Genomic DNA, 16,008 nt, shown 5'->3' on the forward strand with positions numbered 1-16,008 from the left:
CTCCCAGAACGGGTCCGGACGCCAGAATCAGTCGCTCGCTTCGTCGCCTGGGACTTATGGCCATCGCCCCCGTAGTCGTCGGGCGAACAGCACATGCCCACTCGGACGCGACTCCACGCCCTGGACCGATGGGGGTGACATGCGAGACAGCAGCGCGTTCTCCGCAACGTTGGCTACTGAATATCAGTCCGCATGTCTGCATTTGACGGCGCCGAGTGCGTGTGCCCGCCCCACCCCGAAGCGAGGGTGGGGCGGGCTGGAGCGGACCGTGTGGCGAGGACAGGCAGATCAGAAGGTGTAGGCGCCTCCGTTCAGGAGGGCGGGAGCCGTCCCGGCGACGGGGGAGAGGACGGTGAGGGTGCCGGCGGTGGCGGAGAGGTGGCCGGCGCCGTCGCCGGGCCACCAGCGGGCGGCTCCGGAGGAGTCGACGGCTGCGAAGTCGGTGTGGCCGTCAGAGTTCACGTCGCCCGTGAAGAACCGGCTGTACCCGGCGAAGGATGTGCCGGACGCCAGTTGCCGGGCGGCGGACAGGCCCCCCTTGCCGTCGCCCGCCCACCACCAGAGGGTGCCACCGGAGTCGACGGCGGCGACATCGGTGTTGCCGTCGTCGTTGAAGTCGCCGGTGGGGACGCCGGAGTAGCCGGAGAAGGACGTGTCGGGCCACAGGTTCTGGCGGGCCCCGAAGGTACGGTCGCCGTTTCCGGGCCACCACCACAGGTGGCCGTCGAAGCCGAGGCCGACGATGTCGGTGAGGCCGTCGGCGTTGAAGTCGCCGCCGGAGACCGCCTTGACGGTGCTGAACGAGGTGCCGGACATCAGGACCATGGGGGCGGACAGGATGCCGTCGCCCTGTCCCAGCCAGAAGTCCAGCTGACCCTGGTCGTTGATGGCGATGAGGTCGCCGATGCCGTCGTTGTTGAAGTCGCCGCGGGCCGGGTGGAAGGACGAGCCGAAGGTGCCGCCGATCAGGGTGTGGTTCTCCAGGTGCCGTTCGCCGGTGGTGGCGTCGCCGAAGCCCGCGAAGTACCAGATGTTGCCGTCGCCGGTGCGGCTGAGGACGTCCATCTGGCCGTCGCCGTCGGTGTCGTCCCAGGAGCGGGTGTCGGCCTCGCCGGTCTCGAAGGGCAGGTGGAGCAGCAGGCCGGTGCCGGAGTACGTGTCGGCGGTCGCCGCGGCGGAGATTTCCTGGGCGCTCAGCGCCCGGCTGTAGAGCACCACGCTGTCGATCGAACCCGAGAAGGGCTGCGCGCCGTCCAGCCGGTTGCCGACCTGGAGCGGCTGGGGGCGGGCCGGCGAGACCGCGCCGCTCGGCGCGGTGCCGGTGGCGACCTTGGTGCCGTCGATCCACAGGCTCAGCTCCTGGCCGGTGGATGTGGTGGCGCGTTCCAGGGCCACGTGGTGCCAGGCGTTGTCGTTGTAGCTCGACTTGGAGTACAGCGTCGTGCTGCCGGAGGCCGTGGTGGCGTTGGCGGCGATCCGGTTGCCGGCGGGATCCGCCCGGATCCACAGCTGCGGCAGCCCCGCGCCGACGCCGAAGCCCCAGAGGATGCCCCGCAGTCCGGTGGTGGAGCTGTACCTGAAATCCGCGGCGGCCGTGAAGTCCCCGCTGAGCTGGGCGTACGAGGGGCTCGGTGCGACGTTGACGAAGCCGGCGGGGGCGTCCGGGGCCAGCCTCACCGCGCGGCCGAACTTCCCGTCGGTCAGCCGGGCGCTGCCGCGCAGGGTGGCCGCGTTGCCCCCGGCGGTGTCCGGGGTGCGGGCGCCGGTCACCGGTCCGGTGAGAACGGTCTGGCCGGCGGAGACGATGGTGAAGCGGACCGAGGTGTGGTCGTACGTGGTGTCGGTGTCCTGCCACGGGTCGGGCCCGGCCTCGTAGATCACTCCGAGACCGCCGGACGCGGTGCGGGTGAGGTCGGAGTAGCCGGCACCCGCCTTGGCGATGGTCAGGCCCTCGGCGGGCGTCTGCCAGGTGGCGCCGTCGTCGAAGGAGGAGCGGAGTTTGAGGGTGCCCTGCAGCGACGGACTCGCGGGGTCGTGGTAGACGGGCTCGGTGATCACCAGCTGGTTGAAGCTGTCACCGCGCGGGACGCTGTCGAGGGACAGCACCGGGGCGAAGACCCGTGCACCGGGCAGGCCGGCCGAGGTCACCGTGGACCAGGTCTGGCCGCGGTCGAGGCTGATGGCCTTGTTGCGGTTGGTGCCCGCGGTGGCGTCGGCGTTGCTGTTGGCCTGGTTGTTGCGGGAGGTCATGTAGAGGCTGCCGTCGGACAGCTGCGCGATGCTGGCCTCTCCCGCGAACAGGGGCGCGGCGTTGGGCGTGATGCCACCGCGGTGCCAGCTGGCTCCGTGGTCGTCGGTGTAGATGGCGGAGGCGTGGTGGCCGTCGTCCACCCACGTCCCGTCGGCCGCCGGACGGCCGTTCTGGTACGCGGGCGCCAGCAGCCGGCCGTCGTCGTCGGCCGCGACCGGCCGCAACTGGATGCCGTGTCCCGGGCCGGGCTGGAGGAAGCGGACGCCCTGCTGCTCGGTGGCGGGCTGTGTGTCCAGCCGGGGGTTCACCTGGCCGGTGATGTCCGTCCGGCCGACCCAGGTCCGGCCGTTGTCATGGCTGTACATGGCGAACGTCTGGATACGGTTCGGCTGGCCGTCCGTGCCGGTGACGCCCCCGGTGGTGAGCAGCCGCACGCTGTAGAGCAGCACCACCTGGCCCACGACCTGGCCCGTGGCCGGGTCCTTGTACGTGGCGTCGACGATCGGTGTGGCTGGGCGTCGATGGCCGGCACGCCCAGGTTGGCGGGGTCGCCGGAGAGACTGCGGGCGATGATCTGCGGCGCGCTCCAGGTGGCGCCGCCGTCCGCCGACGCCCGGCTCACGATGTCCATCTCCTTGGTGTCCTCGCACGCGCCGCCCGTCCGGGCTTCGGCGAAGGCGAGCAGCGTCCCGTTGCCGGTGCGGACCACCGAGGGGACCCGGAAGCATGCGTAGGTCCGGCCGCTGATGGTCGTGTTCGAGGTGAACAGGGTTGACTGGCTCGGTAGTTGGGGTGGCTGGGCCGTGATGACGGGCGCTGCTGCCGCGGGTGCCGGTGACACCAGTGCGGCACCGGCGATCAGCGGCAGCAGCAGAGCCCTGACGACGGCGGAGAGATTCATGTGAGGAAGGTATGACGATGCCATGTGACGGCATGATGAATTGTCGTCGGCCCGGTCCTTTATGCGGACCGGGCCGACGGCTGGGCGGGGTGATGGGCCGTCAGGGCCTCACACCATGCGCCTAGTGACCGAAGTCGAACCAGTTCACGTTCACGAAGTCCGCCGACTGGCCGCTGCTGAAGGTCAGATAGACGTCGTGGGTGCCCGTCACCGAGCTGATGTTGGCAGGGACCGTCGTCCAGGTCTGCCAGCCACCGGTGTTGCCCACGGAGAAGCTGCCGATGGGGGAGTTGGACGGGCTGTCCAGGCGTACCTGAACCAGGCCGCTCACCCCGGATGCCGCGCCGCTCGCCACCCTCGCGTAGAACTGGGTGGCCGCCGTGGAGCCGAAGTTGACGCCCTTGTAGAGCGCCCAGTCGCCGTTGGCGACGTACCCGATGTCCTGGCCGCCGCCGGTGTCGGTGGTGGTCTCGGCGGTCACGCCGGACTGGCTGTCGTACGACTCCGCCTGGATCGCGCTGTAGGCGTCCCGGTTGCCGGTCGGCGGGGTGGTGGTACCGCTCCCACTCGCCTGGAGGACCTGGACGTAGTCGACGACCATCGGGTGGCCGGACTCGGTGGCGCTGGTCGGACCGCCGCCGAACGCGTCCGGGAAGCCGCCGCCCATCGCCACGTTCAGGATGACGAAGAAGCCGTGGTTGGTGGCGTTCGCCCAGGTGGTGGCGTCGACCTGACTGGCCGTCACCGTCTGGTAGTTGACACCGTCGACGTAGAAGCGGATCGCCTCGGGGCTCACCGAGCGGTCCCACTCCATCGTGTAGGTGTGGAAGCCGGACTGGCAGGTGGTGTTGGGGCAGGCGGTCGAATTGCCCAGGCCCGTCGTCTCGTTACAGGGACCGCCCGGGTTGGTGCCGCAGTGCATCGTCGCCCAGACCTTGTTCAGGCCCTGCACGTTCTCCATGATGTCCAGCTCGCCGACGCTCGGCCAGTTCTGGTAGTTGCCCCGGTAGGGCGCGCCCAGCATCCAGAACGCGGGCCAGTAGCCGTAGGCGGCGGTGCCGGTGACGTTCGGCATCTGGATGCGGGCCTCGACGCGCAGCTTGCCGCCGGCCGGGGGCTGGAAGTCGGTACGGGTGGTCTCGATCCGGCCCGACGTCCAGTTGCCGGCCGAGTCCCGCACCGGCGTGATCTTCAGGTCGCCGCTGCCGTCCAGGGCGACGTTGGTGGTGGACGAGGTCATCGTCTCGACCTCGCCGGTGCCCCAGTTGGCGGCACCTCCGGGGTACGAAGTCCCGGTGTCGTACTGCCAGTTGGAGGTGTTGACCCCGGTGCCGGCCGTGCCGTTGAAGTCGTCGAGGAAGACCTGGCTCCAGCCGGACGGCACGCCCGGCGCGGAGGCGCTGGCGGGGAGGGTGGCGGTGGTGGCGGCCGCGACCGCCAGACCCATGGTGGCGAGCGCGGCGAGGAGGGCGCGGCGGAACGAGCGCCGCCGTCTGTGATCCGCAGGGGATATACCGGAGGTTTCACTCATGGGGGTGCCTCTCGGGTACGGAGTGGGGTGCGCGGGAGTGCCTCCGAGAGCGCCAGGACTGGCTGAGAGCGCTCTCAAAGTGGGCCCAATGTGCTCTCCGTGCCTTCCGTCGTCAAGAGTTAAAACAAAGAATCACCTTGTTTCTCAACGGAGTTCAGGCGGTGAAGCCGGGGTGTCCGACCCGGACACCCCCTAGACCGCGCTGCCCGCCTTCCAGTCCGCCCAGGACAGGTTCCAGCCGTTGAGGCCGTTGGAGGCCTCGACGGTCTTCTCGCCGGAGTTCTTGACGATCACCACGTCACCGAGGATCGAGCTGTCGTAGAACTTGTAGCCCGCCACCGAGCTGTCGTTCGCGCCCTTGGCGTCGTGCAGGCCGACGCAGCCGTGGCTGGTGTTCTGGCTGCCGAAGACCGACGTCGACGCCCAGTAGTTGCCGTGCACGAAGGTGCCGGAGGTGGTCAGGCGCTGGGCGTGCGGGACGTCGGAGATGTCGTACTCGTCGCCGAGGCCGACCGTGGAGGACTCCATCCGGGTCTGCTTGAACCGCTCGCTGATCACCATGATCCCGGACCAGGTGGTGTGCTGGGCGTTGCCGCCGGAGACCGGGTAGGTGGCGTACGTGGCACCGTCCCGCTTCACCGTCATCTCCTTGGTCGACAGGTCGACGGTGCTGATCTGCTCGCGGCCGATGTGGAAGGTGACGTCCTTGGACTGCACGCCGTAGATGCCGTCCGAGCCCTCGACGTCCTTCAGCTTCAGGCTCAGCGTGATCTTGGTGCCCTTCGCCCAGTACGTCTCCGGGCGGAAGTCGAGGCGGGTGTCGCTGAACCAGTGCCCGACGATCTCGACCTCCGGCTCGGCGGTCACGGTGATCGCCTTCTGGACCGCCGCCCGGTCCTTGACCGCGTGCGTGAAGTTGATCGACACCGGCATGCCGACGCCGGACGTGGAGTCCGCCTCGGGCGTGAAGTAGCCGAGGAACGTCTCGCCGGGGGACTTCGTGGTGAAGGTGGCCACCGTCTCGTCGGTCGCGCCCTGCGCCTTCGCCGTCACCGTGTACTTCGTGCCGGAGAACGGGTTCTTCGCCGAGGTCCATTTCGTCTTCGCGTCGTTGAAGGTGCCCGACAGCGTCGCCCCGTCGTTGCCCGCGACGGTCACGGAGGCCAGCGTGCCGTCGGTCACCGTGACCTCGACGGGGGTGGTGAAGTCCGCCTTCTTGGTGCCGGAGACGGGACTGACCGTGATCGTCGCCTTCTTGGTCGCGGACTTCGCGGAGGCCGTGGCACCCTTGCCGTCGGTGGCGGCCGAGGCGTCCGCGGAGGAACTGCATCCGGCCAGCGCGGCCCCCGCTGGCACCGCGCCCAGAGCGGCGAGGATCCCGCGCCGGGACCACTTCCCCGACTGCCGTCCGGACCGGTTCGATATGTGCTGGACGCCCACGACACGCCTTCCTGACTTGTCCACCTGTGTCAGGGCATCCTGCGCTCGTTCTATGGGTGGTTCCTTTGAATAGCGGGGCTGCTCGCTGAGATTCCGATGAGGAGCGGGGAGGTCACCCTGCGCAGCCGCGGTCAATCCCCTGCGGACCGGGGCGAGTCGGCCGGAACCCGGGTTGTCCCGCCCTCCGATCGTGAACAGAGTATGAACGCGCGACCGGCGGCCTGAGTTTCCGGTGAGATCGACTTTCCGGCCTGGCTTCCCCACCTATCCGATCGGAATAGTGAAGAAGCAGTAAGCCGACCCCGCCGGAGGTATTCCGTGACCGACGTCCGCAAGCGGCACAACGTGGCCATCGTGGGAGCAGGCGCGGCGGGTACCCTCACCGCCGTCCAGCTCTGCGAGACGGCGCACCGCCGCCGGACTCCGCTCGACCTCGTCCTGATCGACCCGGCCCCGGAGGCGGGCCGGGGCACCGCCTACGCCACCCGCGACCCCCGGCACCGGCTCAACGTGCCCGCCGGCAACATGAGCGCCTACCCGGACGACCCCGGGCACTTCGTCCGCTGGCTCTGCCGGCACGGCGAACCCACCGTCACCGGCGCCGACTTCGCCACCCGCTACCGCTACGGCGCCTACCTCGCCGACACCCTCGGCCAGGCCCTCGTCCGCGCCCACGGCACGGTCGCCGTACGGCGGCTGCGCACCCTCGCCGAGAGCTGTACCGGCACCCCCGAAGGCCGGGTGGAACTCCACCTCGCCGACGGGGGACCCCTGGTGGTGGACAGCGCGGTCCTGGCCACCGGCCCCGCCGGGGCGAGTGCCGGCTGGGCCCCGCCCGCCCTGCGCACCTCGCCCCGCTTCATCGCCGCCCCGTGGGCGCCGGGCGCCCTGGACCCCGTACGGGACAGCCCCGAGGACGTCCTCCTGGTCGGCACCGGCCTGACCGCCGTCGACCTCGCCCTCGCCCTCGACCGCCCCGGCCGCACCGTGCACGCACTCTCCCGCAGCGGACTGCTGCCCCAGCCGCACGCCCTCGGCCCGGCCGGCGCCATGCCCGCCCCGGACGGCCTCGACGACACCTCGCTGGGCCGGCTGCGCCGCGCGGTCTACCGCCATCTGAGCCGCTCCGTGCGCACCCACGGCGACTGGCGGCCCGGCCTGGACAGCCTGCGCCCGCACACCGCCCGGCTGTGGCGCAGCCTCACCCCCGAGGAGCGCGAGGATTTCCTGGCCCGCGAGGGCGCCCTGTGGAACACCCACCGCCACCGCATGGCCCCCGCCACCGCCGAACACGTCTCCCGCGCCCGCACCGCGCGGCGCCTGTACGTCCACACCGGCACGGTGGTGCGCGCCACGGAGGCCGAACAGGGCCCTCTCGCCGTCGAGTTGTCCGACGGCGCCACGCTGCCGGTGGGCTGGGTGGTCGACTGCACCGGCCCCGGCCGCCGCCTCGACGCCCCCCTGTGGCAGGACCTGTTCGCCTCCGGCACGGCGGTCCCGGGACCGCTTGCCATGGGCGCGGCCACCCGCGACGGACAGCTCCTCGACGCCGACGGCCGGGCCCGGCTGCCGCTGTTCACGCTGGGCGCCCCGCGCCGGGGCGAGCTCTGGGAGACCACGGCGATCCCCGAGATCCGCGTCCAGGCGGCCGAACTGGCCCACCGGCTGCTGCCGCTCCCGGAGCGCCGGCGGGGCTCGCGGCGGCCGGTGGACGGCCACGGACTGCCCCTGTCCACCCACGCCGAGGCGGCCGCCGCCTACCGCGGCGGCCTGGACCGGGTCCTCAAGGTGCGCTCCGGCGCCGAGGACGCCTTCGCCCGTGCGGTCGCCCTGGACCCCGGATTCGCCCTCGGCCACGCGGCCCTCGCCCTGCTGGGCCACGAGTGCGCCGCCGCCGTCGACGTGCCGCGCGCCCTCGCCGACGCCCAGCGCAGCGCCCGCGAACGCGCCGACGAACGCGAGCGGTCCTTCGTGGACGTGGTCACGCGCCGGGTGACCGGTGACGACGGCGACGAGGCGCTCGTACGGCATCTGCGGGAGCACCGGGGAGACGCGCTGGCGCTCGCGGCGGCCGTGCCGACCATCGCGTTCTCCGGAGTGAGCGACCTGCAGGACGACGACGCCCTCAGGCTGCTCGACCTGACCTCGCCCGCGTACGACGGACACTGGTTCCACACCTCGCTGCTGGCCTTCCTGCGCCAGGAGCAGGGGCGGCTGCACGAGGCGGGCGAACTGGCCCACCGGGCGCTGGCCGCCGAGCCGGCCTCCGGGCACGCGGTGCACGCCCTGGCCCACGTCCACTACGAGTCCGGGGCGCACGAGGCGGGCCGGGACTGGCTCGACGGGTGGGTGTCCGGGCGCGGCCGGGGCGCGGTGCACCGGGCGCACTTCTCCTGGCACATCGCCCTGCACGAACTCGCCCTCGACGACCCGGCCGCCGTCCGCAAGCGGTGGTTCGCGCAGCTCGCGCCGGGCCGGGTGGTGAGCGGGGTACGGGCCCTGGTCGACTCGGGGTCGCTGCTGTGGCGGGCGCGGGTGAGCGACAGCTGGCGGGGTGACTTCCCCGTCGCGGGGGTTCTGGAGGCGGTGGAGCGCGACGTGCTGGAGCGGCCGCAGACCGCGTTCACCGCCCTGCACGCGGCCGTCGCCCTCACCGCGGCCGGGGATCTGGCCGCGCTGCGCCGCCTGCGCGATCACGCCGCCGGCGCCGACGAGGTGCAGCGCGAGGTGGTCGCCCCGCTGTGCGAGGCGTTCGCCGCGCTCGTCGAGGAGCGCTTCCAGGAGGCGGCCCGGGGGCTCGACGCGCTGCTGCCGGTGCTGCGCCGGGTCGGCGGCAGCGCGGCCCAGCGGGAGGTGGTGGAGGAGACCCTCCTGTACGCCCTGGTCTCGGACGGCCGTTGCGAGGCGGCACGGCGACTGCTCGACGCCCGCCTCGACCGCACCGACGCCCCGCGCGACCGACGGCTGCGTGCGGGGCTGCCCTCCTGAGCGGTCAGGAGGGCAACCCGCGGTCCGGGCCGGCCCCGCCGACCGGCGGGAACGGCCCGGGCAACGCCCGCTTCCACACGTGAGACGTGCACGTGTCCGTGAGACGTCCACGTGTCACGGCGAAGTCCCGCCAGGATCAGTGACGCGGCCCGCGCCGGCCGATGCCGTGGGCGGTGCCGCGGCGGACTCCGGCCGAATGCCCTTCAGCGTTCGGCACCCTGGGTCTCCTGCAGCCGGGCGGCGACCGGCCGGGTGTCCCGGGGTCCGTCGACGGGCTCCTGGGTGTTCTGCGGCCTGTCGGCGAGCTTGAGCCACACCACTCCGATGATGATGACGCCCAGCCACAGGGCCTGGACCGGGGTGAGGGCCTCGTCGAAGAAGACGGGGCTCAGCAGCGCCGCACCGGCCGATCCGATGCCGGCCCACACGGCATAGCCGATACCGACGTCGATGGCGCGCAGCGCGACGCTCAGTGCCCAGAGCGTCAGAAGGAAGAACACGACGGCGACCAGCGACCACGTGAGGCGGGTGAAGCCGTGGCTCCCGCCGACGGAGAGCGCGTAGCCGACTTCGAACCCTCCGGCGAGGAGAAGCATGAGCCAGGAGTTGGCCGAGGAGCGGCCGGTGTTGGACATGGGGTGGGTCCTCTCGTGAAGATGGGGCGGGCGACGGCGGGGATCCTCAGGCGGCACCGCTGAGCTGCAGGCCGACGACGCCGGTGATGATGACGGCGATGCCGAGGGCCTTGCGCCAGTCCAGCCGCTGGCCGAAGAGCGCAGCTCCGAGCAGGGTGATGCCGACGCCGGCGACGGACGTCCAGATGGCGTAGCCGACACCGACGTTGAAGGTCAGCAGGGCCCTGCTGAGGAAGTAGGTCCCGATCGCACCGCTGAGCAGGGTCACGACGGTCCACTTGCGGTTCTTGAAGCCTTCGGCCTTGCCGGCCGCGATGGCCACGAGGATCTCGAAGACGTCTGCGATCGCGAGGTAGAGCCACTGCATGGGCATTCCTTTCGTTCGGCGGAGGCCGGCGGTGCGGGGCCGGCCCGCCTCGGGGTTCGCCGTGGCGCGTGCACGGCGATGGGCACGGCCGGGCGGTGGTCCGCCGGGCGTGTGGTGGTCGCGCAGCCGGGCGCCGTGCACCCGCTGCGGTGCGCGTGAAGGAGTCAGCAGCCGTCGATGCCGCAGGCGGCACCGCGGGCGACGGCCTGCTCGGCCTGGGCGTCGAGCACGGCCTTGCGGATCTGGGCCGCGGAGGGAACCCCCTCGATGCGGTGGCGTTCGCCGATGACGAGCGTGGGGACGACGGAGATCCGGTAGGCGGCGGCGGTCCGCAGCGCCTCCTGGTGGGCCTCGGTGTAGGTCCCGGCCGTCAGCGCCGCGGTGAAAGCGGTTTCGTCCAGGCCCAGTTCGGACGCGACGTCGGCGAGGACGTCCAGTTGCCCGATGTCCCGGTTCTCCTGGAAGAAGGCCCGCAGCACACGCGGGGTGTATTCCGCGCCCTTGCCGTGCTCGGCCGCGTACCAGTAGCCCTCGAACGCCAGCCGGGTGTAGGGCTGCGGCGAGACGGTGGGCAGGGTGATGTCCACGTTCATCCGGCGGGCCATCGGATAGACCGCACGCGCCCAGATCGCCGGCAGGTACTCGTCCTCCGGCCGCAGCGTCGGGGTCGGGTGGGGCCGCAGTTCGAACGGCATCCACTCGATCTCGACGTCCAGGTCGCGGGTGGCCTCGTGCAGCGGGCCCTCGGCCAGCATGCAGAACGGGCAGACGTAGTCCGACCAGACCTTGATGCCGACCCCGCCGGTTTCCGTTCCGGTCACATCCGCCTCCGGTTGAGGGCGAGGAACTCTTCGAACGGCTGCGTCGCTTCGGGGATCCGCAGCGAGGTGACCTTGATCTGCCAGGCCGTCGGGTCCTCGGCGAAGATCGAGTACGACCCCGAGTAGTCGAAGCCGTACCGTGCGGCCGTCGTGCGGTCGGCCACATGGACGATGTGGCCGACTCTGAAGTACAGCGAAGCCATGTAGCACAGGGCGCAGGGCTCACCGGAGGCGATCAGCGTGGCGCCGGCGGTGGCGTGCAGCCCGTACTTCGCGGCGGCCTCGCGCAGCGCGACCACCTCCGCATGCGCGGTGGGGTCGTCGTCCTCGTGCACCCGGTTGAAGCCGGTGCCGAGGATCCGGCCGTCGTTGACCACCACACCGGAGAACGGGATGCCGCCCTGGGCGACGTGCTCGCGGCTGATCCGCACCGCCTCGCGGGCGTACTCGGTCAGCTCGCTCTCTGAGATCTCGGAAGGGGACATCGTCGCTCCTCGACTCAGACCGTGGTCGAACGGAGCCGGACGCACAGGGAGGACCACGGGCGGACTAAGCCCTTGGAAGCGTTGGTGCTGGGCATTCGACCCTCGATACTTGTTTGTACGTGCATGTGTTTTGCCGCTACAAGATCCGCCGGAAGAATCGAGCGGAGGACTGAAGCTTGCATGAACATGTATCTTGTTGTCAACGCGCCGCCTGAGAGGGAGCTGCCCATGACGACCACGATCTCCTATGCGTCGGCCGCCTCGTCCGACCAGGCCATGTGGGGGAGGGTCCTCGCCCTGCACGCGCACGTGGAGCGCCAGCTCACCCAGGCCCTGCAGCGCAGGCACGGAATAGGACTCTCCGAGTTCCGCGCCCTGGAGTGTCTCGTGCAGGCCGAGGGCGGCGAGCTGCGCATGCAGGAGCTCGCCGACAAGGTCGGGCTCGGGCAGAGCTCGGTGACGCGGCTGGTGGGGCGGCTCTTCGCGGCCGGCTTCGCCTTCCGGGACCTGTGTCCCGACGATAAACGCGGTGTCTACGCCGTCATCACCGACGACGGCAGGCGGCGCTACACGGATGCGCGCGGCACCTACTCCGAGGTCCTGAGTGCGGCGCTGAACACCGCCGGAGCCGCCCCTGAGCTGGCCGGTACGGTCCAGGCGCTGCGCAGCGGCCTCTGAGCGACGCCGTCGCCCCGGCCGGCTCCGTCCGGAGAGAAACCCCTTGCCGAAAGCCGTCCTCCGGGACGGCTTTCGGCGTTTCCGCACTCGGCGGGGTGCACCCGGGTGAACGCCCGGCTCCGCGCGGCGCACCCTTTCTTAAGCGTGGTGACACCTTGGTGGAAGCCGTTTCAACGACCCGAAACACATAGTTCATCAAGCAAACTTGACGCTCTCATATGCCTGATGGCCGGTGATGTGCATCACTGATGACGGACACATTTACATGCTTGACTCTGCATGCATCGCATGTACGGTTAGTCGCGGATCGATCACGGGGGAGTGATGCGGAGCCGGCCGAGCTGATGGCTGCCGGGCTCCGCGGGTTCTGTGGCGCGACTCGAGCGCCGTCACCCCCCCTGGCATGTCGCTTTCGCATGGACAGGTGCACGAACTGGGGGAAACTGTGCCATCACCACGCCTATTTGACGCACTCGCCGCGCACGCCCGACGCCGGCCCGACCAGGTGGCCCTGATCCGGGGCGAGCGGCAGATGACGTACCGCCGGCTGGTCGGCCTCGCCGAGGAGCTGGCCGGCACCCTGGACGGACTCGGGCTCGACCGGCGGCAGCCGCTCTGTGTGCCCGCGCACAAGACGCCCGAGACGATCGCCCTGCTCATCGGCGCCTTCCGGGCCGGCTACGCGGTTCTGGCGCCCTCGCCCGAACTGGGCTCCGCCGCCCGGGCGGCACTCGCCGCGCAGGCCCGGTGCTCCCGGACGCTGACCGTCGACGACCAAGGGGTGATCGACACCGCCCCGGTCGTGCCGGACGAACAGGCCGCCCGGGACTTCGACACCGCGGACCCCGCCGCCGCGCCCCTGCTGCTCACCACCTCCGGCTCCACCGGCACCCCGAAGATCGTGCCCGTCCCGGGCGACGGCTTCGACCGGTTCGCGGACTGGGCGGCCGGCCGGTTCCGCCTCACCGGGCAGGACACCCTGCTCAGTTACGCACCCCTGAACTTCGACCTCTCCCTGCTCGACGTGTGGACCGCGCTTCGGCTGGGCGCCCGGGCCGTTCTCGTCGAGCAGGAGTACAGCGCGGACGCGCGTCACCTGCAGGACCTGATCACCCGGCACGAGATCACCTTCGTCCAGGGGGTGCCGATGCTGCACCGGCTGCTCACCCAGGACGGTGCCGTGCATCCCACGGTCCGCACGGTCGTCTTCACCGGGGACGCGCTGCCGGAGGCACTGCTGCGGCAGCTCGGCACGGCCTTCCCCGGCGCCCGCTTCCACAACGTCTTCGGGTGCACCGAGACCAACGACAGTTTCGTCCACGACGCGGACCCCGCCGTCGCCGGTGCGCAGACACCCATCGGCCGGCCGCTGCCCGGAGTGCGGGCCCTGCTGCTGGACGGCGAGGGACGGGTCCTCGACGGTCCCGGCACCGGTGAACTTCTCGTGACCACACCGTTCCAGACCTCCGGCTACCTGCAACGCTCCCGCAACGAAGGGGTGTTCGTGGCCGCCCCCGACGGCGGCGGTGAGGTCTTCTACCGCACCGGCGACCTCGTCACCCGGAACGCCGACGGCCTGCACTGGCTGCAGGGGCGCACCGACTTCCAGGTCAAGGTCCGCGGGGTGCGGACCAATGTGCAGGAAGTCGAGAACGTCCTGGCGGCCCACCCCGAGGTCGCCGAGGCCGCCGTCGTGGCGATCCCCGACCCGGAGGCCGGCTACCGGCTGCACGCCCAGGTGACCCGGCGGCCCGGCACCTCGCTCACCTCGCTGAGGCTGCGCTCGCACAGCGCCGAGCGTCTGCCCCGCCATGCCATCCCGTCCTCCGTGCACGTGGGCGACGCCCCGCTGCCGCGCACGTCCACCGGAAAACCCGACCGCAACCTCATCAAGGCAGCACGACAGAAGGGAAATCCCGCATGACCTCCCTGGCGGACGAGATTCGCGGCTATGTGGTCGCCGAGTTCCTCGACGGAGAGGACTCGGCCGACCTCACCGCCGAGTTCGACCTCATCGACAACGGCGTGGTCGACAGCCTCGGCGTGGTCCGCATCGTCTCGTACCTCTCCCGGACCTATTCCATCCCGATCGACGACATACCGCTGACCCCGGACAACTTCCGCAGCATCGGCGCCATTTCTGCGTTCGTCGAGACCACGGCGAAGACCTCCGCCTGAGCCGGTTTCCGGATTTCCGCAGAGAACCCGGAACGAACTCCGGAGCGCTTCCAAAAAGAGTCCTCCGGACGAACCCCTCACACACCAGGAGACACGAATGATCGTCCGCAGCACCAGCGAGCTCGCCGCCGTCGAGTGGGGCAACGGCACCAGCCACCGCCTGCTCACCGAGGCCGACGGCATGGGCTTCACCGTGTGCGAGACGCTGGTCCGCAAGGGCACCACGAGTGCCCTGCAGTACCGCCGCCACCTCGAAGCCTGCTACTGCACGGGCGGTTCCGGCGAGGTCGTCACCGCGTCCGGCGAACGCTACAAGATCACTGAGGGCACCATATACGCCCTCGACGAGAACGACGCGCACTATCTCGTGGCCTCCGACTACGAGGACCTGAGACTCATATCCGTGTTCAGCCCGGCCCTGCGCGGCGACGAGAGCCACACGCTGTCTCCCGACGGCTTCTCCCAGTACTGAGTTCCGTGATCCGGGGCCCGCCCCGCCGGCTGCGGCGCGGGCCCCGGCCCCGACCAACGACGTACCGGAAGGCAGCACACGCATGACACCCGCACCGTCCGCACCGCGGACCACCGGCACCGCCACCGACACCGGACCGGACCCGTACACCCTCGTCGCCCCCTGGGCGGACGAGCTCAACCACGACGTCGAGGAGTGGGACGCCCGAGCGGAGTTCCCCTGGGAGAAGTGGAAGACGATCCAGCGCTCCGGGCTGCTCACCGTACCGTTCGAGACGCGGTACGGCGGCCGTGGCGGCACCCTGACCGACACGATGCGCGCCCTTGAGGGCCTCGGGCACACCTGCCGCGACGCCGGCCTCGGCTTCTCCGCCTCCACGCAGATCGTCAGCGTCGGTGTCCCGCTGCAGGCATTCGGCTCCGAGGAGCTCAAGGACCGCTTCCTGCCCCCGATCGTCACGGGCGACCTGGTCACCGCGCACGCCATCACCGAGCCGGGCAACGGCTCCGACGCCCTGAACATCTCCACCACCGCGACCAGGGACGGTGACGACTACGTCATCGACGGCGGCAAGATGTTCATCACCAACGCCCCGATCGCCGACCTCTTCCTGCTGTACGTACGCACCGGAAAGCCCGGTCCGTTCGGCCTGAGCGTCTTCCTCGTCGAGCGGGACACCCCCGGCCTCAGGGTCGGCGAGCCGCTCGGCAAGATGGGGCTGCGCACCTCCCCGCTGAGCGAGGTGACCTTGGAGCGGCTGCGCGTGCCCGCCACCCGGCGCATCGGCCAGGAGGGCGCCGGCTTCCTGATCCTCGACCACGTGATGAAGCGGGAGATCCTCTTCTCCTTCTCCCTCACGCTCGGCGAGATGGAGCACCGACTGGAGCGCGTACTCAAGTACGCCAAGTCCCGCCGTCAGTTCGGCGAACCGATCGGCGCCTTCCAGGGCGTCGCCCACAAGATCGCGGACATGAAGATCGCGGTGGAGACCGCCCGCAAGTGGCTCACCGACACCGGCGCCAAGGTGGCGTCCGGCCAGGACGCCGCGATCGACGTCGCCGCCACCAAGACCGTGGTCAGCGAGGCCAACAAGCGCACCGCGCTCGACGCCGTCCAGATCTTCGGCGGCCAGGGCTATCTCACCGCCACCGGAATCGAGCGGGACGTCCGCAACGCGGTCGGCGGAACCATCTACTCCGGCACCAGCGAGATCCAGCGCAACCGCATCGCCTCCCTCCTGGGCCTGTGAGCCGGAAGCTGA

14 protein-coding genes are annotated in these 16,008 nt (G+C 70.8%); 7 read left to right on the top strand and 7 right to left on the bottom strand.

Annotation, left to right across the window (positions count from 1 at the left end; all coding sequences use genetic code 11):
• Positions 1-288 precede the first annotated feature (288 nt).
• Entirely contained in the window at positions 289-2,712 is a 2,424-nt protein-coding gene (locus tag KVT45_RS29410) for an FG-GAP-like repeat-containing protein (protein ID WP_217552142.1), read from the bottom strand.
• A gap of 108 nt (positions 2,713-2,820) precedes the next feature.
• On the opposite strand from KVT45_RS29410, the gene KVT45_RS29415 reads away from it, so the two are divergent.
• Positions 2,821-2,985, top strand: coding sequence for a hypothetical protein (locus KVT45_RS29415; protein ID WP_217552143.1), 165 nt, complete (start codon positions 2,821-2,823; stop codon positions 2,983-2,985).
• 288 nt (positions 2,986-3,273) lie between these two features.
• Here KVT45_RS29415 and KVT45_RS29420 read toward each other — a convergent pair whose 3' ends face one another.
• Positions 3,274-4,683 (bottom strand): glycoside hydrolase family 16 protein, encoded by a 1,410-nt coding sequence (locus KVT45_RS29420; protein ID WP_217552144.1) that lies wholly within the window; start codon positions 4,681-4,683, stop codon positions 3,274-3,276.
• A 192-nt stretch (positions 4,684-4,875) separates the two neighbouring features.
• A complete protein-coding gene (locus tag KVT45_RS29425; RefSeq protein ID WP_217552145.1) occupies positions 4,876-6,123 on the bottom strand; it encodes an Ig-like domain-containing protein in 1,248 nt (415 codons plus the stop codon).
• Positions 6,124-6,441: 318 nt separating this feature from the next.
• Between KVT45_RS29425 and KVT45_RS29430 the strand changes: the two genes are divergently transcribed.
• Positions 6,442-9,111: an FAD/NAD(P)-binding protein gene (locus tag KVT45_RS29430; RefSeq protein ID WP_308310896.1), complete on the top strand. Its 2,670-nt coding sequence runs from the start codon at positions 6,442-6,444 to the stop codon at positions 9,109-9,111.
• A gap of 203 nt (positions 9,112-9,314) precedes the next feature.
• On the opposite strand, the gene KVT45_RS29435 is transcribed toward KVT45_RS29430, so the two are convergent.
• The 4 genes from KVT45_RS29435 to KVT45_RS29450 all read right to left on the bottom strand — a co-directional run bounded on the left by KVT45_RS29435 (position 9,315) and on the right by KVT45_RS29450 (position 11,419).
• Positions 9,315-9,746, bottom strand: a complete 432-nt coding sequence (locus tag KVT45_RS29435) for a multidrug efflux SMR transporter (RefSeq protein ID WP_217552146.1) — start codon at positions 9,744-9,746, stop codon at positions 9,315-9,317.
• 46 nt (positions 9,747-9,792) lie between these two features.
• Positions 9,793-10,113 carry a multidrug efflux SMR transporter gene (locus tag KVT45_RS29440; protein WP_089103923.1) on the bottom strand — a complete coding sequence of 107 codons (321 nt, stop codon included), beginning with the start codon at positions 10,111-10,113 and terminating at the stop codon, positions 9,793-9,795.
• A 164-nt stretch (positions 10,114-10,277) separates the two neighbouring features.
• Positions 10,278-10,934, bottom strand: a complete 657-nt coding sequence (locus KVT45_RS29445; RefSeq protein ID WP_308310897.1) for a DsbA family oxidoreductase — start codon at positions 10,932-10,934, stop codon at positions 10,278-10,280.
• Positions 10,931-11,419, bottom strand: coding sequence for a nucleoside deaminase (locus KVT45_RS29450; RefSeq protein WP_217552147.1), 489 nt, complete (start codon positions 11,417-11,419; stop codon positions 10,931-10,933). The genes KVT45_RS29445 and KVT45_RS29450 overlap by 4 nt, the downstream gene beginning before the upstream one ends.
• A gap of 228 nt (positions 11,420-11,647) precedes the next feature.
• Here KVT45_RS29450 and KVT45_RS29455 point away from each other — a divergent pair, with 228 nt between their 5' ends.
• The 5 genes from KVT45_RS29455 (at position 11,648) to KVT45_RS29475 (ending at position 15,996) form a co-directional block, all read left to right on the top strand.
• On the top strand, positions 11,648-12,097 hold the full coding sequence (locus KVT45_RS29455; RefSeq protein ID WP_217552148.1) for a MarR family winged helix-turn-helix transcriptional regulator: 450 nt from the start codon (positions 11,648-11,650) through the stop codon (positions 12,095-12,097).
• Between the two features lie 532 nt (positions 12,098-12,629).
• Positions 12,630-14,021, top strand: a complete 1,392-nt coding sequence (locus tag KVT45_RS29460) for an AMP-binding protein (RefSeq protein WP_254647509.1) — start codon at positions 12,630-12,632, stop codon at positions 14,019-14,021.
• The gene (locus tag KVT45_RS29465) at positions 14,018-14,275 is read left to right on the top strand and encodes an acyl carrier protein (RefSeq protein ID WP_217552150.1); all 258 of its coding nucleotides are present in this window, start codon (positions 14,018-14,020) and stop codon (positions 14,273-14,275) included. The genes KVT45_RS29460 and KVT45_RS29465 overlap by 4 nt, the downstream gene beginning before the upstream one ends.
• 97 nt (positions 14,276-14,372) lie before the next feature.
• Positions 14,373-14,747 carry an ectoine synthase gene (locus tag KVT45_RS29470; protein ID WP_217552151.1) on the top strand — a complete coding sequence of 125 codons (375 nt, stop codon included), beginning with the start codon at positions 14,373-14,375 and terminating at the stop codon, positions 14,745-14,747.
• Positions 14,748-14,829: 82 nt separating this feature from the next.
• Positions 14,830-15,996 carry an acyl-CoA dehydrogenase family protein gene (locus KVT45_RS29475; RefSeq protein ID WP_217552152.1) on the top strand — a complete coding sequence of 389 codons (1,167 nt, stop codon included), beginning with the start codon at positions 14,830-14,832 and terminating at the stop codon, positions 15,994-15,996.
• Positions 15,997-16,008 lie beyond the last annotated feature (12 nt).

Origin of the sequence: Streptomyces sp. GbtcB6 (assembly GCF_019091475.1) — a bacterium.
In the GTDB taxonomy this organism is placed as follows: Bacteria; Actinomycetota; Actinomycetes; order Streptomycetales; family Streptomycetaceae; genus Streptomyces; species Streptomyces hyaluromycini.